Source organism: Pseudoduganella sp. R-32, assembly GCF_049913245.1.
In the GTDB taxonomy this organism is placed as follows: Bacteria; Pseudomonadota; Gammaproteobacteria; order Burkholderiales; family Burkholderiaceae_D; genus Rugamonas.
The window spans coordinates 3,383,432-3,399,994 of record NZ_CP183987.1 but is presented as its reverse complement, the minus strand read 5'-3'; the positions used below and the strand labels follow the sequence as shown (position 1 = coordinate 3,399,994).

Sequence of the window (16,563 nt, the reverse complement as noted above, 5' to 3'; positions counted from 1 at the left end):
AACGGCACGATCGCGTCCTGGGCTCCCGCCTCACGTCATCCGCCGTCGCGGATGATGGTCACCCATCCCAAACTCTGATACTCAAGCGCGCAAGATAGCGGGCCCGCATCCTTTGCGGAGAGCCTGATGTTCGCTTCATTCACCACACGTCCCAATCGCTGGGACTGGGCCTTGCTGCCACTGGTACTGGCAGTGTTGATTGCTGTCGCCTATGGCGCCATGCAGATGGCGCGCCCCTTCGTGCTTGGCCAGCCTATGCCGGTCAGCCTCGACCCGGCCTCGCTGCCCTATTACCTGTTGCGCACCATTTTGCGCATGTTCGCCGCATTGGGAGTGTCGCTGGTATTCGCCTTCGTCTTCGCGGCGGTGGCGGCCAAATACCGGCTGGCTGAAAAGGTCCTGGTGCCGCTGCTGGACGTGCTGCAGTCGGTGCCGGTGCTGGGCTTCCAGGCGATTGCCATCGCGCCCTTCATCGCCCTGTTCCCGGGCAGCCAGATGGGCGTCGAATGCGCGGCCATCTTTGCGATTTTCACTTCGCAGGCCTGGAACATGGCGTTCAGCCTGTACCAGTCGATGCGTGCCGTGCCGGCCGAACTGCACGAGGCAAGCCGCATGTTCCGCCTCTCGGCCTGGCAGCGCTTCTGGCGCCTGGAGCTGCCGTTCGCCATGCCGGGCCTGCTGTGGAACATGATGATGTCCATGTCCGGCGGCTGGTTCTTCCTGGTGGCGGCAGAGGCCATTTCCGTCGCCGGGCAGGACGTCAAGCTGCCCGGCATCGGCGCCTACATCGCGGTGGCCATCGAAGCTGAAAACGGCCGTGCCATCGCATGGGCTATCGGCGCCATGTTCGTCGGCATCGTCATGTATGACCAGCTCTTCTTCCGTCCTTTGCTGGTGTGGGCGGACAAGTTCCGCTTTGAAGAACTGGACGGTGAAGTGGGCCGCCGTTCCTGGCTGCTCGACTGGGTGCGCCGCAGCCGTATCGCCAGCCGCCTCACCGACATCGCGTGGAAGCTGATGCGCTCGACCCTGGGCTGGTTTCCGGCCCGTCCGGTCGAAGCGGCCGCTGCGGCCAAGGCCACGCGCCGCTGGCGCCTGCCGGCGCGCGCCGCCGATACGCTGTTGCTGGTGCTCGCGGTTTGGGCCAGCTACCGCGTGGCGGCCTTCATCCATACCGAGGTTGGTTGGCGCGAGGCAGCAGGCGTGTTTGGCCTCGGCCTGGCGACGCTGGCGCGCGTGGCAGTGCTGATCGCGCTGGCTTCCCTGTTCTGGGTGCCGGTGGCCGTCTGGATCGGGCTACGCCCACGCTATGCACAGAAAATCCAAGCGGTGGCGCAGTTCCTGGCCGCCTTCCCGGTCAACCTGCTGTTCCCGGTGGTGGTGTATTCAGTTCTGCACCTGGGGCTCAATCCGGACATCTGGCTCAGTCCACTAATGGTGTTCGGTACCCAGTGGTACATCCTGTTCAATGTCGTCGCCGGTGCGTCCACCCTGTCCACCGACCTGCGGCTGGCGGCGGCGAATCTGGGCTTGAAGGGCTGGCTGAAATGGTGGCGGGTCTACCTGCCTGCCATATTCCCCAGTTACATAACAGGCGCAGTGACGGCCAGCGGCGGCTCGTGGAACGCCAGCATCGTGGCCGAATACGTCACCTGGGGCAAAACCACCCTGGTGGCGCATGGCCTTGGCAGTTATGTGAAGCAGATGACCGATGCAGGCGACTTCCCCCGGATCGCCCTCGGCATCGGCGTCATGTGTGTATTTGTAATGGCAATCAACCGCTTCGTTTGGAGCCGTTTGTATCAGGAGCAAGCATGAAAAAAGAAATCCTGGTCGACCTGCAAGGCGTCGGCAAATCCTTCCGCACTGGCGACGGCGCCAGCCGCACCGTGCTCGATGGCGTCGACTTCGCGCTGGAGTCGGGCGAGATCGTGGCGCTGCTTGGCAAGTCAGGTTCCGGCAAATCGACCCTGCTGCGCATTATCGCGGGCCTGGTGCAAGCCGACGCCGGCGCTGCCAAGTATCGCGGCGCGCCGCTGGCAGAGCCGGTGCCGGGCATCGCCATGGTGTTCCAGTCTTTCGCCCTGTTCCCCTGGCTGACCGTGCAGCAGAACGTGGAACTTGGCCTGGAGGCTCAAGGCGTTCCGGCTGCCGAACGCGCAGCACGCAGCGAAGCGATGCTGGACTTGATGGGCCTTTCCGGCTTCGAAGGCGCACTGCCGCGCGAGCTGTCAGGCGGCATGCGCCAGCGCGTGGGCATCGCCCGCGCCCTGGTCACCAACCCGGACGTGCTGCTGATGGACGAGGCCTTCTCCGCCCTCGACGTGCTGACCGGCGAGACCCTGCGCAACGACATCCTCGAGCTGTGGGACCATGGCCGCATCCCGACGCGTGGCATCCTGGTCGTTTCGCACAATATCGAGGAAGCGGTGATGATGTCGGACCGGATCATCATGCTCTCCAGCGACCCGGGCCGCATCCGCACCGAAATCCGCATCGACCTGCCGCGTCCGCGCAATCCGGACAGGCCGGCCGTGCGCCAGTTGATCGACGAAGTGTATGGCCTGATGACCATGCGCGCACCGGCCGCCAGCCCGGCGCGCGAGGCCGGTCCCGACTACCGCCTGCCCGATGCCGATATCGAGCGCATCGAAGCGGTGCTGTCGCTGCTGGCATCCGATCCCTTCGAAGGCCGCGCCGATTTGCCGCGCCTGTCCGATGAAAGCGAACTGCCGGACGAGGCGCTATTCCCGGCCTGCGAAGCGCTGTCCCAGCTTGGCCTGGCTTCCGTGGAAGGCGGAGACATCACCATGACAGCGCTTGGCCGTCGTTATGAAGCAGCCGACCATGCAGCCCGGCAGGCCATCTTTGGCCGCCAGTTGCTGGCGCACGTCACGCTGCCGCAGCACATTTACAGTATGCTGCGAGCCTCGGCGGACGGTGCGCTGCCGGAAGAGCAGGTGTTGTCGCCACTACTGGAATCCAACGAGCCTGAAGAGGCGCGCCGCATCATGCGTACCGCCATCGAATGGGGCCGTTATGGAGAGATTTATGAGTTTGATTTCCACACGCGCCGCTTGCGCCTTGCCTGACAAACATTGCCTGTTGCTGGCCGCCGCAGCATTGCTGTCGACCACAGCGTGGGCCGGCCGGCCATTGGCCACGGATGACGCGACGATCCTCGAACCAGGCGATTGCCAGGTCGAAGCCTGGCATCAGCAAAGCGGTGGACTGCACGAATGGTGGGCCATGCCGGCGTGCCGCGTCGGCGGCTGGGAGCTGGCTGCGGGCAAAGGACAGTCGCGCAACGCCGCCTTGCAGGCAAAGACGGTGCTGCGCGGCCTGCAAACGAACGGCTGGGGCCTGGGCCTGGCCATCGCAACCCAGCATGGCATGACACGCCAACACACGGTCAACGTGCCGCTGACGATCTCGTTCGCCGGCGATGCGCTGCTGTTGCACTTGAACGCCGGCTGGATGCGTCCGTACGCCGCACCGGGACGCGCCACATGGAGCGTGGGCGGTGAATATGCGCTCGCCCCGCGCTGGAGCGCCTCGCTGGAAAGCTACGGCAGCCATCACCGCCCGCCGACCAGGCAAGCAGGCTTGCGCTATGCGCTGGTCGAGGGCCGCCTCGACCTGGATGCCAGCGTTGCAAAAACACCCGGAGCACCGCATCAGCTGGCACTGGGAGTGACCTGGGCTCTGCCGGGGTTGCTATACTAGCGGCATGAAAACCCTGCTTCCTGCCGCGGCACTGGCTGCGCTCCTCACTGGCTGTGCCGGCATTGGCGCGCAGAGCTTTTACGCCAATCCATCGGCAGCGAGCCCGTTCGAAATGTGCAAGACGCTCACGACCGGCTCGCCCGACATGAACTTTGCCAATGCCCTGCGCATGGAACTGGGGCGGCGCGGCGTTGCCGAAGCGGCCTGTCCGGAAGTCATCAAGGAACGCGAAACCTGGGTGACGGTCGGCGTCACGGCCGGCGTGGTCGCGCTCGCCGTCGCGGCCAGCAAGCATAACGACGTCAGCATCGGCGTTGGCGGCACGATCGGCCTGTACAACGACGACTGGTACTCTTCCGAGCCAACCTACGCCCCGAACACCGACCGCGAGTGGGCATGGGATCGCTACACCGGCGAGAATGGCAGCCAGATCTGGGCCTGCCGCGGCGTACAGACCGGCGCCCTCGTCGATCCATCGCGCTGCCAGGGCCGCCCGTTGGCCGATACCGTCTGGCCGGGCCCTGCCGCACCATTCAGATAGAACTTTTCCTGCTCCGCGCACTCCAAGTCCATGTCCTATATTGAACATGGGGGAAGTATGAAACCCGTTCAGAACGACACGCTGGCCGGCAGCCTGATCGCGGGAAATACCATCATGACCTTCGTGCTCAACTATGCCTCCCCACTTCGGCAAGCGGCGTTCCAACCGCCTCCGCAGCCCATCATTATTACCGTTCCTTCGCGAAACTAGCTATGGCCCTCGCCCGCACGATAGCGGCAAGCTTTCGGCGGATGCGTCCTGTGCGTGGAGAATGATGGCGTTCTCTTCGACGGGGTTGCAAAATGAAGCTAAGAAACTTTCTGATGCTTGCCGCCTGCGTGGCATCGTCAGCACTGGCTGTACCTGCTTTCGCAGGCACGTTTGACAACGGCTTGCCTGCTCCCTGGCGCTGCACCGGGATGTGCGGCACCCTGGGCGCGGACGGCGTAGTGGGCCTTGCGCCTGGTGGAGGCAGCGCCTACGGCTGGATTTCCACCTATAACTCCACAAGTGAAGTCTCGCTACCCGGCGCTGGTGGCGTTGAGGGCGCAAACAACGGTTCGATCCTGCGCTCGGTCTCGTTCATGGCCGGCGCAAACGCCGCGCTCGACTTTCGCTTCAATTACGTGACGACCGATGGTGCGGGCTACGCCGACTATGCGTGGGCGCGCCTGCTCGATGCCGATGACAAGCAAGTGGCGCTACTGTTCACTGCCCGCACCAGCGAAGACGGCAATGCCATCCCCGGCTTCGACATGCCGCCGTCCGAGGCCACGCTGACGCCTTTCCCGGTCGCCGTGGCGCCGGGCCAGACCATGTGGTCGCCGCTGGGTCCCGATTCCGACGAATGTTATGACACCGGTTGCGGCGCCACTGGCTGGGTGCGCGGCCAGTATGCCATCGCCAACGCAGGCAAGTACCGGCTTGAATTCGGCGTGACCAACTGGGATGACCGCGACTTCGACTCCGGGCTCGCACTGGATGCCATCACGGTCGGCGGCGCCCCCTTGCCCATCCCCGAGCCCGGACAATACGCAATGCTGCTGGCCGGCCTGGCCATGCTTGGCACATTGAAGCGCCTGGCGCGGTGATCCGTATCGGCATTTCCGGCTGGCGTTATACCCCGTGGCGCGGCGTGTTCTACCCGCCCGACCTGACCCAGGCGCGCGAGCTGGAGTTCGCCTCGCGCGCCGTTCGCACCATCGAGATCAACGGCTCCTTCTACTCGCTGCAGCGGCCCGAAAGCTACCAGGCCTGGTACGACGCCACTCCCGACGGCTTCGTGTTTGCACACAAGGGCAACCGCTACATCACCCACATCCGCCGCCTGCGCGAACCTGATAAAGCCTTGGCCAACGTCTTTGCCAGCGGCGTCCTGCTGCTGCGGGAGAAGCTTGGCCCTTTCCTGTGGCAGTTTCCGCCCAATTTCAAGTTCGATGAAGAGCTGTTCGAGCACTTTTTCAGCCTGCTGCCGAGGGACACCGAACAGGCATCTGCCCTCGCCCGCCGCCACGAGCCTCGCATGAATGGCCGTGCCGCCACCGAAACGGACGCCAGGCGCAAGCTTTTGCACGCCGTAGAAATCCGCAACGAATCCTTCGCCGATCCTGCCTTCGTGCGGCTGCTGCGCAAGTACAAGGTGGCACTGGTCGTGGCCGATACCGCGGGCAAATGGCCCGACTACGAAGATGTGACAGGCGGCTTCATGTACCTTCGGCTGCATGGCGAGAAGGAACTTTACGCCAGCGGCTACACGCCGGAGTCCCTGGACCGCTGGGCCGCCCGCATTCGTGCCTGGTCAAAGGGAGGGCAGCCGGCAGATGCAAAACTGATCACCGACAGCGCCCCGCCCAAGCGCGCCTCGCGCGACATCTACTGCTACTTCGACAACGATGTGAAAGTGCACGCGCCGTTCGACGCGCAAAACCTGGCGCAGCGCCTACTCGGCTGACGGCCGGCGCTGGGCGCGATAGATGCCGGAGTGGCCGGAAAACATGAAGGCGACCGCGCAAGCCAGCGCGGCGTATGGCCCGATTTCAGGGCCGAACAATTCCATCGCCATCACCGTGCAGGCCAGCGGTGTGTTGGCCGCGCCGGCAAACACGGCGACAAAGCCGATTGCCGCCAGCAGCGGGAACGGCAGGTGCAGGATCGGCGCCAGGGCATTGCCAAGCGTGGCGCCGATATAGAACAGTGGCGTCACTTCGCCGCCTTTGAAACCGGAACCAAGCGAGCCGACGGTGAACACGAACTTGCCCAGCCAGTCCCACCAGTCGAGCGGTACGCGGAAGGCCTCCACCATCGGCCCGATGCCGAGGCCGAGATAGCGGTAGAAGTCGATGCCGAACGCGCCGCCGGCGGCCACGGCCAGCGCGATCACCGCGCCACCAGCCAGGGGCCGCAGCGGCGCGTACGCAAAGCGCTCCTTGAACCATGCCGACAAGCCATGCGTGACAGCGGCAAAGGCCCGTCCCACCAGCCCAAACACGACGCCCGCGGCAACGATCCCGGCCAGCGCCAGCAGCAGCGGGCCGTCCGGTGCTCCCAGCGTGCCAGCAGGATAATGCGTATGCCCGACGCCCCACCAGCGCGTGACCTGGTCGGCCAGGACCGCCGCCAGCATGCAGGGATAGATCGCAGTAAAACGCATGCGCCCGATCACCAGCACCTCCAGGCCGAAGATGGCGCCGGCCAGCGGCGTGCCGAACACCGAAGCGAAACCGGCGCTGATCCCAGCCATCAGCACGGTGCTGCGATCTTCGCGCGGCAGGCGGAATACGTGGGTGAGCTGGTCGGCCAGCGCGCCGCCCATCTGCACAGCCGTGCCTTCGCGCCCGACGGAGGCGCCGAACAGGTGCGACACCACAGTGCTGCACAGGATCAGCGGCGCGAGCCGCAGCGGCACCACATTCTTCGGATCGTGGATCTCGTCGATCAGCAGGTTATTGCCCGCCTCGACGCGGCTGCCGACGTGCAGGTAGATCCAGCCGACGGCAAAGCCGGCCAGCGGCAGCAGCCACACTACCCAGCGATAGGCATCGCGCCAGGCCGTGGCCACGTCCAGCGCCAGCAGGAAAAATGCGGAAGCACTGCCCGCCAGCAGCGCGACGATGCCGGAAAGCAGGCTCCATTTTCCCAGGTAGCGCAGTCGCTTAATGATGGTCGTGTCCCTTCTTGTCGCGGGTCACTTCCATCGGCTTGACGCCGGCAGGCGGCGCTGCGTTCGGCGCGGCGGGGGCCGGCGGCAGTTCGCCAGTCCACTCGTAAGCCGTAGTGCCTTGCGGCGCCTTGTACCAGCCCGGATCGCTGTAATCGCCCTTCTTCTGGTCCGCACGCACCTTCATCAGCGTGAACATGCCGCCCATTTCGATATCGCCATACGGGCCGGTGCCGGTCATCATCGGCAGCGTGTTTTCGGGGATTTCCATCTCCATGCCGCCCATCGAACCGCCCTTGTCGCCCATCACCATATAGCCCGGCACGAGCTTGTTGATCTTCTCGGCCACGCCTTTGTGGTCGACGCCGATCAGGGTCGGCACGTTGTGGCCCATGGCGTTCATGGTGTGGTGCGATTTGTGGCAGTGGAAGGCCCAGTCGCCCGGATTGTCGGCGACGAACTCGATGGCGCGCATCTGGCCCACCGCGACATCGGTGGTCACTTCCGGCCAGCGTGCGGTTGGCGGCACCCAGCCGCCGTCGGTACCGGTGACCTCGAAGCGGTGGCCGTGGATGTGGATCGGGTGGTTGGTCATGGTCAGGTTGCCGGCGCGGATGCGCACCCGGTCGCCCTGGCGCACGACCAGCGGGTCGATCGCGGGGAAGACGCGGCTATTGAATGTCCAGATATTAAAGTCCGTCATCGTGTTGACCTTGGGGACCATGCTCCCCGGTTCGATATCGTAAGCGCTGAGCAGGAACACGAAATCGCGGTCCACCGCATGCTGGCGCGGGTCTTTCGGGTGGGTCACCCAGAAGCCCATCATGCCCATCGCCATCTGCACCATCTCGTCAGCATGGGGATGGTACATGAAAGTACCGGCGTGTTTGGCGACAAATTCATAGACAAAGGTCTTGCCAGGCTGGATCGCGGGCTGGCTCACGCCGGACACGCCATCCATCCCGCTTGGCAGCAACTGGCCATGCCAGTGCACGCTGGTGTGCTCAGGCAGTTTGTTGGTGACGAAAATGCGCACGCGGTCGCCCTCCACCACTTCGATGGTCGGGCCCGGACTCTGGCCGTTGTAGCCCCACATCTTGGCATACATGCCGGGAGCGATTTCGCGCACGACCGGTTCGGCGACCAGGTGGAACTCCTTGACGCCATCTTTCATGCGCCACGGCAGGCTCCAGCCGTTCAGGGTGACGACCGGGTTGTAAGGACGGCCATTGGGCGGCATCAGCGGCGGCGCGGTCGACGCGCTCGATTGCACAGGCGCTTCCGGCAGGCCGGCGGCGCCGGCGCGGCTCACCAGGCCTGCTCCGATCAGGGCGGCAGCGCCATTTGCGAGAAAAGTTCTACGATTGCTCATTGCTGTACTCCTTTACCGCCAATCGCGGCATCCAGATTGGCGTCCGCGATCCAGTATTCCTTGAGCGCGGTGATGTAATTATTGACGGCGGTAGTCTGTTCGCGGGCATCGGCCAGCAGTTCGAACACCGACAGCAACATGCCGTTGTAGCGCAGCAGGGTCTCTTCGGAGATCTTCTGGCGCAGCGGTATCACCACATCGCGGTAATGTTTCGCCAGCTCGTAGGAAGCCTGGTAATCCTGGTCGCTTTCGCGCGCTTCGCTGCGGGCATTGACGGCGGCCGCGGCGAGCAGGTTCACCGATTGCATATAAGTCGCTTCGGCATGCGCCACGCGGGCGCCGCCCCAGTCGAACAGCGGCACCTCCAGCGAAATCTCGTAGCCGCGCGAACGGCGCTCGCCGTCCCGCTCACTGATGCCGCTCAGCTCCAGCACGTTGATGAAGCGCGTGGTTTTGGTCAGTCCGAGGGAACTGGCAGTGTGCTGCGACGACAGCCGGGCAGCCTGGACGTCAAGCCGGTCGCGCAAGGCCGCGGCCTCCGCATCGTCCACCTTGCGCGGGCTTGCCGGCAGTTCCGGCAGCCGCTCCGGCAGGCGGTAGCTGGTAGCTTCCGCGCCGGACAGGCCCAGGATGCGGGTCAGCTTTTCGCGGCTGGCGCTAGCGGCCTTGCGGGCGCGCGCCACATCGGCCATGGCGTCGGCATGGAAAGCTTCTTCGCGGGCGGCGTCGTACTTGCTCCAGTTGCCGGCCGCCTGCATGCGCCGCGCCAGTTCGCCGCTGGCTTCCGCCGCATCGCTGATCTGCTGGGCATACGCAACGCCCTGTTGCGCCGCCACCGCCTCGATCCAGGCCAGGCGGGCCTGGTGGGCCATCGAGACCGCCTCGCCCGCCAGTTCCAGCTTGACCTGCTCGAAACGCTGGGCTTCGATACGGCTGGCCAGCGGCAGCGTCAGCAGCTGGATGAAGTTCATGCTCAAGGTGCGCTCGATGGCGACTTCGCCGCCGCCATGCGTGCGCTTGAAACTGAAGCCAGGATTGGCCATGCGGCCCGCCTGCACCAGTTCCGCTTCGGCGATGCCGAGATCCCAGTAGCGGGCCTGCAGGCCGCGGTTATTCAATAGTGCGATCTGGACAGCCGCGTCGGCGCTCAGCGGCTCGGCCAGCAATTTCCTGAGCTGTTCGTCCAGCGCGCGCCGGTCATCGTCGTTGCGCAACAGGCGCGTCTCGGCGCCGCTACGGCTCTTCGTGGCTTGTGCCACTGCGCCGAAACCGCCATCGTTCGAGAACGTGGCGCAACCGGAGAGCAGCGCAGCCGCGGCGGCCATTGCCGCCAGCTTGAATGCTTGGTTCATGTTTGTCTTTCCAATGCTTGGTCGTCCTGCGCGGGGACGCAGGAATGAGCCAGCCGCCACGGCTGGCATGGATCAGGCAAGGATCGCCCGCGGCGGGCGTTTGGGAAGGGCAAGGTCGACCGGCAACGGCGGCACGGGTTCGGGCAGGCGCAGGCGCTCGGCAAGCTGCGGCTGCGATGCAGCTTGCGGCATCGCGTAGGCCGGCGCGGCGCCGACGCAGCAAGCGCCCATGGGGCTGCCATGCTGGCCTCCGGCACAATGGGCGGTTTTATCGCCGTCGTGCTGGGCGGCCGCCTGCATGGCGGCATGATCGTGTGGTCCGTCCGGCATCGCCTGTGCCGCCGGCTTGGCTGTACCGCACAGCAGCATGCTGGCCGAGGCAAAACCCTGGAAAGGCAAAGCCACCAGCATTAGCCAAAGTACAATGACACGGATCATGGATTTCATGGGCAGCGATATTAACATGCCCGCCTTAGAAGCGCCTTACCACCCTGACATAGGCGCCGCGTCCCAGCGACAGCCGGTTGTTGCCGCCGAACTCTTCGTGATCGCGGTCGAGCGCATTGCTGGCGCCCAGCGCCAACTCAAGCCCTGGCTTGACCTGCCAGTTGAAGTTCACGTCCAGCGCGGTATAGCCAGCCACCGCGGTAAAGCGCAACGGGCCGACATGGCGCAAGGTCAGGTCGAGGTCGCGCCCTTCGCCGAAGGTGTAAGAAGAGCGCAGCTTCGCCACGCGGCGGGGATCCCAGTTCCCGGTGACCGAACGGTTGCCGAAATCGGCTTCACCCGGCTTGAGCGAAAACTCTTCATGCATCAGGGTCAGGCCCGCGTTGAGCCGCCAGCCGGGCGTGACCTGGACACTGCCCCAGGCTTCCAGCCCGCGCGTTTCGCCTTCCATGCCATTGCCGATCTCGAAAACCTGCAGGGCAACCGGCTTGATCGTTCGCAGCTTGTCATACAGTGCGCGATAAACGGTGAGCGAATAGCTGGCGCGGTTGCCGAACTGCTGGCGCAGGCCGGTTTCCAGCACGCGGGCCGTCTCGGACTGGAAATTCGGCCCGCCGCTCAGCGTTCCGCGCGGGCTGGCGAAGAAAATCTCGCGGTCAACGCGTGACGGCGCCCGCACCGTGCGCGACAAGGCGGCCCACCAGGAGGTCGAGGCTGTTGCTTTCCACGCCAGGCGCAAGTTGGGGAGGAATTCCGTCCCGGTGTACTGATTGCGCTCGATGCGCAGTCCTCCCGTCAGGTTCAGTTGCTCGCTGAGGGCGACGGTGTCCTGCCCGTACAAGCTCACCCAATGCATGGCGGCGCGCTCGGGATGGAAGGCGGTACCGCTGGTGACCGCCACCTTGTCGCGCGCGAAGCGGTATTCGGCGCCGGCCGCCAGCGTATGCCGCCCAAGCGGGGCGAAGTTGTAGAGTGCCTGCAGGTCGGCCACATCCAGGTTCTCTTTGTAAACGCCGACCTGGTCGCGCTCGGTGCGATCGTAATAGGCCAGCAAGGACAAGCTGGCGCCGCCGTACAACTGGCGGCTCCAATGCCCCATCAGATTGGCGCCGCGCATGGATGCGGCAGGCAGCATGGTGACAGGGGGCGTCGGTATTTGTCCTGCGCCGATACGGTACACATCGCCCTGCACTGTCAGCGCATCGCTGCCGCGCAGCCAGTCGGCCCGAAAGCCCGCCTGCGCGTTGTGCCAGGCATCGCCCAGCGGCTTGCCGGCCAGCGTTTCGCCGTGCGGCATGGCGTAATCCATGCCATAGGCGCGCCAGGCGCCATCGTCCATCGCCGCGCCGTAACGGAAGGCTGCGCCGGACTGCGCCTGCCCCCAGCGCAGGTCGGCCATCGCGCCAAGGGTGGACGACGCGTGCTTGGTAATCACATTGATCACGCCATTGACCGCATTGGTCCCCCAAAGCGTGCCGCCTGGCCCGCTGACCACTTCGATGCGTTCAATGGCGTCCACCGGCACCTGCTGCACGTCCCAGGACACCCCGGAAAGCAGCGGCGTATACACCGAGCGGCCATCGATCATCACCAGTTGCTTGTTGGCGCTGTTGCCGGCGAAACCGCGCGCGGTAATGGTGTAATTGCCGGCAGGCGTCTGCGCGACGTGCAGGTTGGGCGCCATGCGCAGCGCTTCGGCCAGGCTGCGCGCACCGCTGCGGCGGATATCGTCGGCGGTAATCACGAAGACGGAGGCCGGGGCGTCGCCCAGCCGCTCTTCGCGCTTTGACACGGACACCACGCGCACGTCGCTCAATTCCTCGAGCGAGAGGTTGGCAAAGTTTTCCGGCGCAGCAGCGCCGCCGGCGGCAGCGACTGCCGTTAGCGACTGGCTGCAGATGCAGCCGGTAACCAGTACCCACTTCAGTGAATCGCCTGTCTTGGGCATCGCGGCCTCTCTTCCTGGAAGCACTGTGAAAAAATCTTATCACGGAGATAGTTTTTCCCGCCACACAGATGACTTGCATCACAAAACGAATAAGCCTCGCCCGCCATATCAGGATTCTTTATAATAGTTGGGCTTGAATCATCCTACTATCTTGATATGAAGCCTGAGATCCAGGGGTTCTTCGACCCCGTAACTTCCACTGTCAGCTACGTGATTTACGAGACCGACGGCAGTGCATGCGCCATCGTCGATTCGGTGCTTGATTACGACCCGAAGGCCGGGCGCACCTCGACCACCGCCGCCGACAAGATCATCGCTTTTGTGCGCGAGCATCGGCTGACGGTGAACTGGCTGCTGGAGACTCATGCCCACGCCGACCATCTGTCCGCCGCGCCTTACCTGCAGGAGAAGCTGGGCGGCCGCATCGGCATCGGCGCCGGCATCTGCAAGGTACAGCATTCCTTCTCCGCGATCTTCAACCGCAAGGGCGAGAAAGAAGATGGATCGCAGTTCGGCCACCTGTTCCAGGCCGACGAAGAATTCATGATTGGGAGCCTGAAAGCGCGCGCCCTGCATGTGCCGGGCCACACGCCGGCCGACATGGCCTACCAGGTCGGCGATGCGGTATTTGTCGGCGATACGATGTTCATGCCCGACGTGGGCAGCGCGCGTTGCGACTTCCCTGGCGGCTGCGCAGGCGACTTGTACAAGTCGGTGCACCGCTTGCTGTCGCTGCCGCCGGAAACCCGCCTGTTCATGTGCCACGACTACCCCCCAGCCGGCCGCGAGCCGCGCTGGGAAGTCACGGTGGCGGAGCAGCGCGCTGCCAACATTCACATCCGCGATGGCGTCAGCGAAGAAGAATTCGTTGCCATGCGCACCAAGCGCGACGCCACGCTGCAGATGCCGGTGCTGATCCTGCCGGCCATCCAGGTCAACCTGAGCGCAGGCCACCTCCCCGAGGCCGAAGACAACGGCGTGCGCTACCTGAAGATCCCCCTCAACGCCCTGTAAGCACAACTACAGCTCAGCCCGTGTCACACCATGGGGTCAGACCCCAAGGTGTGACACGGGCTCGGCTTATTTGAGCTGCTCGGGGGCGCGGCCGATCGGGTCGTCGGTGTTGGCCAGGTACCAGGCCAGTGCCGACATGACCGCCACGTGCTTCTTCATGTTCACCGGGTCGACCTTGTCGAAGGTGTCGGCCGGCGTGTGGTGGTAGTTGAAGTAGGCGCTGGTGTCGACGTAGGGCATGAAGGCCGGTACGCCGCCTGCTTCCAGCTGGTGCACGTCGGAGCCCGATGCCGAATCGCGGCGGTTGAACACACCGGCGCCAATCGGCAGCAAGGCGTTGCTCACCGGTGCGAAGTACTTCTCCGCTTCGCGGCGCACGCTGCCCATGATGCCGAAGGTACGGCCTACGCCGCCGTCAGTCTCGATGGCTGCGAACTGCTTTTCCAGCTTGCCCTTGTTCGCTTCGTAATAGGTGTTCCCGCCCTTCAGGCCGTTCTCTTCGTTCGCCCACGCCACCATGCGGATGGTGCGGCGCGGCTGCAGGCCCAGGCGCTTGATGGTTTCAAGCACACCCATCGAAGTGGTCACGCCCGTGCCGTCGTCGTGCGCACCGGTGGCCAGGTCCCAGGAATCGAGGTGGCCGGAAACGATCACGACTTCATCCGCCTTGTCGCTGCCCGGCAGGTCGGCGATCACGTTGAAGGTGTCGGCATCCGGCAGTATCTGCGGGGTCAGGGTCAGCTTCATCTTGACAGGGCCGCGCCTCATCAGGCGGCTGATCAGCATCGCGTCTTCCGCCGTCACCGCTGCGGCCGGGATGCGCTGCTCGTCTTTCAGGATGGTGGCGCCGGTGTGCGGCAGGCGGTAATCGGCGCCGCCAACGGAACGCACCAGTGCGGCCACAGCACCCAGCTCCGCAGCCATGCGCGGGCCGTTGGTGCGGTAGCGCGAACCCTGGCCATAGGCGTTGCCCGCCAGGCCGCGGTCCGCCATGCCCTGGTCGAAGGCCACGTCGAACAGCACGATCGCCCCCTTCACTTCCGCCGCGCGCGCTTTCAGTTCATCGAAGTCGCGCACCACGACGATCGGCGCGGTCAGGCCGGCAGCCGGGGTGGCGCCGGAGCCGCCGAGGGCGGTCAGCACCACGCGCTGGGTGATATTGGCTGGCCGGCCTTTGTAATCGACCAGCTCAGCCGTCTCTTCGCCACGCACCCAATGCGGCACCTTGACCGGCTGCAGGGTGACTTTGGCGCCCATCGCACGCATGGCGGCAGCCACCTGCTCCACCGCGGCCGCGCCGCCGACGGAACCGGACAGGCGCGGGCCGACCAGGTCGGTCAGGTCTTCCAGGCGCTGGTAGGCGTAGTCGCTCTGCATCGCGGCATCGCGGATCTTGCCCAGCGTCGCGGCGTCGTTCGGGCTGGCGGCACTGGCGATGCCGGAGAAGCCTGCGCCCAGCAGGCAGACAAACAGGGCGGAAAGTGCGGGCTTGCGGAGGTTCATGCGTTTCCTGTGAGAAGGTTAAGTTTCGCTCGGAACTTGACACAATAGCGTATTTAATAAGTTCCTGCATGGAGGGCAACTTAACGATACAAATCTCTCCCCTCTGTGGAGTTTGTAAGAATGTGTATATGCACTGGCGCAATTTTTTGCGGCTGGCTAATCTACACTCCAACAGAGATTGAAAGGGAACTTACCATGTTCAACAAACGTTTTGCCGGGCTGGTTCTGATGGGCGCAGCCCTGACCGCATCCTCCGCCGCCTTTGCCGCGGGCGACCGTGACTTCAACACCGCAGCAGGTGCCGTGATCGGCGCCGCGATCGGCAGCCAGAACGGCAGCGGCGGTGCAGTGGTGGGCGGCCTGGTAGGCGCCGCAGTTGGTAACTCCCTGCCGACCGGCCGTCACAGCCGCGGCTACGTCGAGACCCGCGTGTACTCGCAGCCGGCCCCTGTGTATTACGAGCCAGCTCCGGTCTACTACAACCCGCCTCCTCGCGTATATTACGAACCGGCGCCACGCGTGTACTACCAGCCAGCGCCTGTCTACGTGGAACCGCGCCCGGTGTACTACTACGGTGACCGCTACTACCGCGGCCACGGACACGGCCACCACCACGGCCGCTGGTAACCATAAAAAATGGGGACGCCCCATTTTCCGCGAAAGCAGAAAATGGGGGCGTCCCTATTTTTGTCCGCCGCTCTCAGCTGAAGTCAGCGTGTATTCTTGCCATCGGCAGCGCTGATTCCAGCGCCACTCGCATCGCCATCCCTGCCTCCAGTTTTCCCGGTCCCAGTTCAATCGCCTGCTGCAGCGCCAGCGCGCACATCACCGGCCAGTGCGCCGGATTGCTGCAATAACGCGCAATCACCGGCTTCACCATGGGCCAGAACAGCTGCAGGTATTCGGCAGGCAGCTCTCCTGCTGCATGCTCGGGAGGCAGGCGCGGCACCCCGAATTCCGGTGTGCCGATCGACTTGCCGACATGCGCCCAGATCTCCGCCGGCTCCACGAATTGCGTGCAGCCGTTGTGGCGGGCGGCGCCGGCCACCAGTGACCATACCGAAAATTCCATCCCGAACAGCAGCAGGCCCAGGTCTTCCGACAGGCTGTCACGCTGCGGCATCCCATGCGCGAAGGCATTGTTGCGTGCGCTGACCTGGCAGGCAAACCCGGCCAGGGCGCCCAAGGCACTCAGCAGTGATGCAGGACGATTGTCGCCGCGCGCCTGCAACTGTTCGGCGACCATGCCTGCCAGTTCGCGGCTGCCGGCTTTGGCATTTTGCATCGGGTCCAGTCGGGCACGTTCAATGGCTTGGCGATGCAGGCTTTCGCGCACCGCACGGCGGGGATCGCGCAGCGCCAACAGTTTCTTCAATAATGCCATTCCATCAACTCCTTCTCTGGTGAAGTTTATCTTACCCATTGGCAATGGCTTGGCAAAGCGTTGGGCGGCAAACCGTTGCGCTTTTGCTTCATCGGGAATACAGGGGTAAAAACACCCTT

Annotated in this window: 15 protein-coding genes; 8 read left to right on the top strand and 7 right to left on the bottom strand. The window is 64.5% G+C overall.

Annotation, left to right across the window (positions count from 1 at the left end):
- Positions 1-126: 126 nt before the first annotated feature.
- The 6 genes from ACN9MU_RS15680 to ACN9MU_RS15655 all read left to right on the top strand — a co-directional run bounded on the left by ACN9MU_RS15680 (position 127) and on the right by ACN9MU_RS15655 (position 6,218).
- Positions 127-1,818: an ABC transporter permease gene (locus ACN9MU_RS15680; protein WP_426337608.1), complete on the top strand. Its 1,692-nt coding sequence runs from the start codon at positions 127-129 to the stop codon at positions 1,816-1,818.
- Entirely contained in the window at positions 1,815-3,092 is a 1,278-nt protein-coding gene (locus tag ACN9MU_RS15675; protein WP_426337607.1) for a nitrate/sulfonate/bicarbonate ABC transporter ATP-binding protein, read from the top strand. Before ACN9MU_RS15680 ends, ACN9MU_RS15675 begins: the two co-directional genes overlap by 4 nt.
- The gene (locus ACN9MU_RS15670; RefSeq protein WP_426337606.1) at positions 3,052-3,726 is read left to right on the top strand and encodes a hypothetical protein; all 675 of its coding nucleotides are present in this window, start codon (positions 3,052-3,054) and stop codon (positions 3,724-3,726) included. Before ACN9MU_RS15675 ends, ACN9MU_RS15670 begins: the two co-directional genes overlap by 41 nt.
- 4 nt (positions 3,727-3,730) lie before the next feature.
- Positions 3,731-4,267, top strand: a complete 537-nt coding sequence (locus tag ACN9MU_RS15665; protein ID WP_426337605.1) for a hypothetical protein — start codon at positions 3,731-3,733, stop codon at positions 4,265-4,267.
- Between the two features lie 323 nt (positions 4,268-4,590).
- A complete protein-coding gene (locus tag ACN9MU_RS15660; RefSeq protein WP_426344847.1) occupies positions 4,591-5,358 on the top strand; it encodes an NF038132 family protein in 768 nt (255 codons plus the stop codon).
- Positions 5,355-6,218 carry a DUF72 domain-containing protein gene (locus ACN9MU_RS15655; RefSeq protein WP_426344846.1) on the top strand — a complete coding sequence of 288 codons (864 nt, stop codon included), beginning with the start codon at positions 5,355-5,357 and terminating at the stop codon, positions 6,216-6,218. Before ACN9MU_RS15660 ends, ACN9MU_RS15655 begins: the two co-directional genes overlap by 4 nt.
- Here the strand turns inward: ACN9MU_RS15655 and ACN9MU_RS15650 are convergent.
- From ACN9MU_RS15650 to ACN9MU_RS15630, 5 genes are all read right to left on the bottom strand, one after another.
- On the bottom strand, positions 6,207-7,424 hold the full coding sequence (locus ACN9MU_RS15650; RefSeq protein ID WP_426344889.1) for a voltage-gated chloride channel family protein: 1,218 nt from the start codon (positions 7,422-7,424) through the stop codon (positions 6,207-6,209). The two genes, ACN9MU_RS15655 and ACN9MU_RS15650, sit on opposite strands and share 12 nt — an antisense overlap.
- Positions 7,420-8,796 (bottom strand): multicopper oxidase family protein, encoded by a 1,377-nt coding sequence (locus ACN9MU_RS15645; RefSeq protein ID WP_426171910.1) that lies wholly within the window; start codon positions 8,794-8,796, stop codon positions 7,420-7,422. The genes ACN9MU_RS15650 and ACN9MU_RS15645 overlap by 5 nt, the downstream gene beginning before the upstream one ends.
- Positions 8,793-10,148 (bottom strand): TolC family protein, encoded by a 1,356-nt coding sequence (locus ACN9MU_RS15640; RefSeq protein ID WP_426171908.1) that lies wholly within the window; start codon positions 10,146-10,148, stop codon positions 8,793-8,795. Before ACN9MU_RS15640 ends, ACN9MU_RS15645 begins: the two co-directional genes overlap by 4 nt.
- Positions 10,149-10,220: 72 nt before the next feature.
- On the bottom strand, positions 10,221-10,586 hold the full coding sequence (locus ACN9MU_RS15635; protein ID WP_426171906.1) for a hypothetical protein: 366 nt from the start codon (positions 10,584-10,586) through the stop codon (positions 10,221-10,223).
- A 34-nt stretch (positions 10,587-10,620) separates the two neighbouring features.
- Positions 10,621-12,543, bottom strand: a complete 1,923-nt coding sequence (locus tag ACN9MU_RS15630) for a TonB-dependent receptor plug domain-containing protein (RefSeq protein WP_426337602.1) — start codon at positions 12,541-12,543, stop codon at positions 10,621-10,623.
- A 156-nt stretch (positions 12,544-12,699) separates the two neighbouring features.
- On the opposite strand from ACN9MU_RS15630, the gene ACN9MU_RS15625 reads away from it, so the two are divergent.
- On the top strand, positions 12,700-13,557 hold the full coding sequence (locus tag ACN9MU_RS15625; RefSeq protein ID WP_426171902.1) for an MBL fold metallo-hydrolase: 858 nt from the start codon (positions 12,700-12,702) through the stop codon (positions 13,555-13,557).
- A 66-nt stretch (positions 13,558-13,623) separates the two neighbouring features.
- On the opposite strand, the gene ACN9MU_RS15620 is transcribed toward ACN9MU_RS15625, so the two are convergent.
- Positions 13,624-15,060, bottom strand: coding sequence for a M20/M25/M40 family metallo-hydrolase (locus ACN9MU_RS15620; protein ID WP_426171901.1), 1,437 nt, complete (start codon positions 15,058-15,060; stop codon positions 13,624-13,626).
- A gap of 195 nt (positions 15,061-15,255) precedes the next feature.
- On the opposite strand from ACN9MU_RS15620, the gene ACN9MU_RS15615 reads away from it, so the two are divergent.
- Complete coding sequence (locus ACN9MU_RS15615; RefSeq protein ID WP_426171899.1) at positions 15,256-15,687, top strand: hypothetical protein; 432 nt, start codon at positions 15,256-15,258, stop codon at positions 15,685-15,687.
- A 73-nt stretch (positions 15,688-15,760) separates the two neighbouring features.
- Here the strand turns inward: ACN9MU_RS15615 and ACN9MU_RS15610 are convergent, their stop codons facing one another.
- Complete coding sequence (locus tag ACN9MU_RS15610; protein ID WP_426171897.1) at positions 15,761-16,444, bottom strand: hypothetical protein; 684 nt, start codon at positions 16,442-16,444, stop codon at positions 15,761-15,763.
- Positions 16,445-16,563 lie beyond the last annotated feature (119 nt).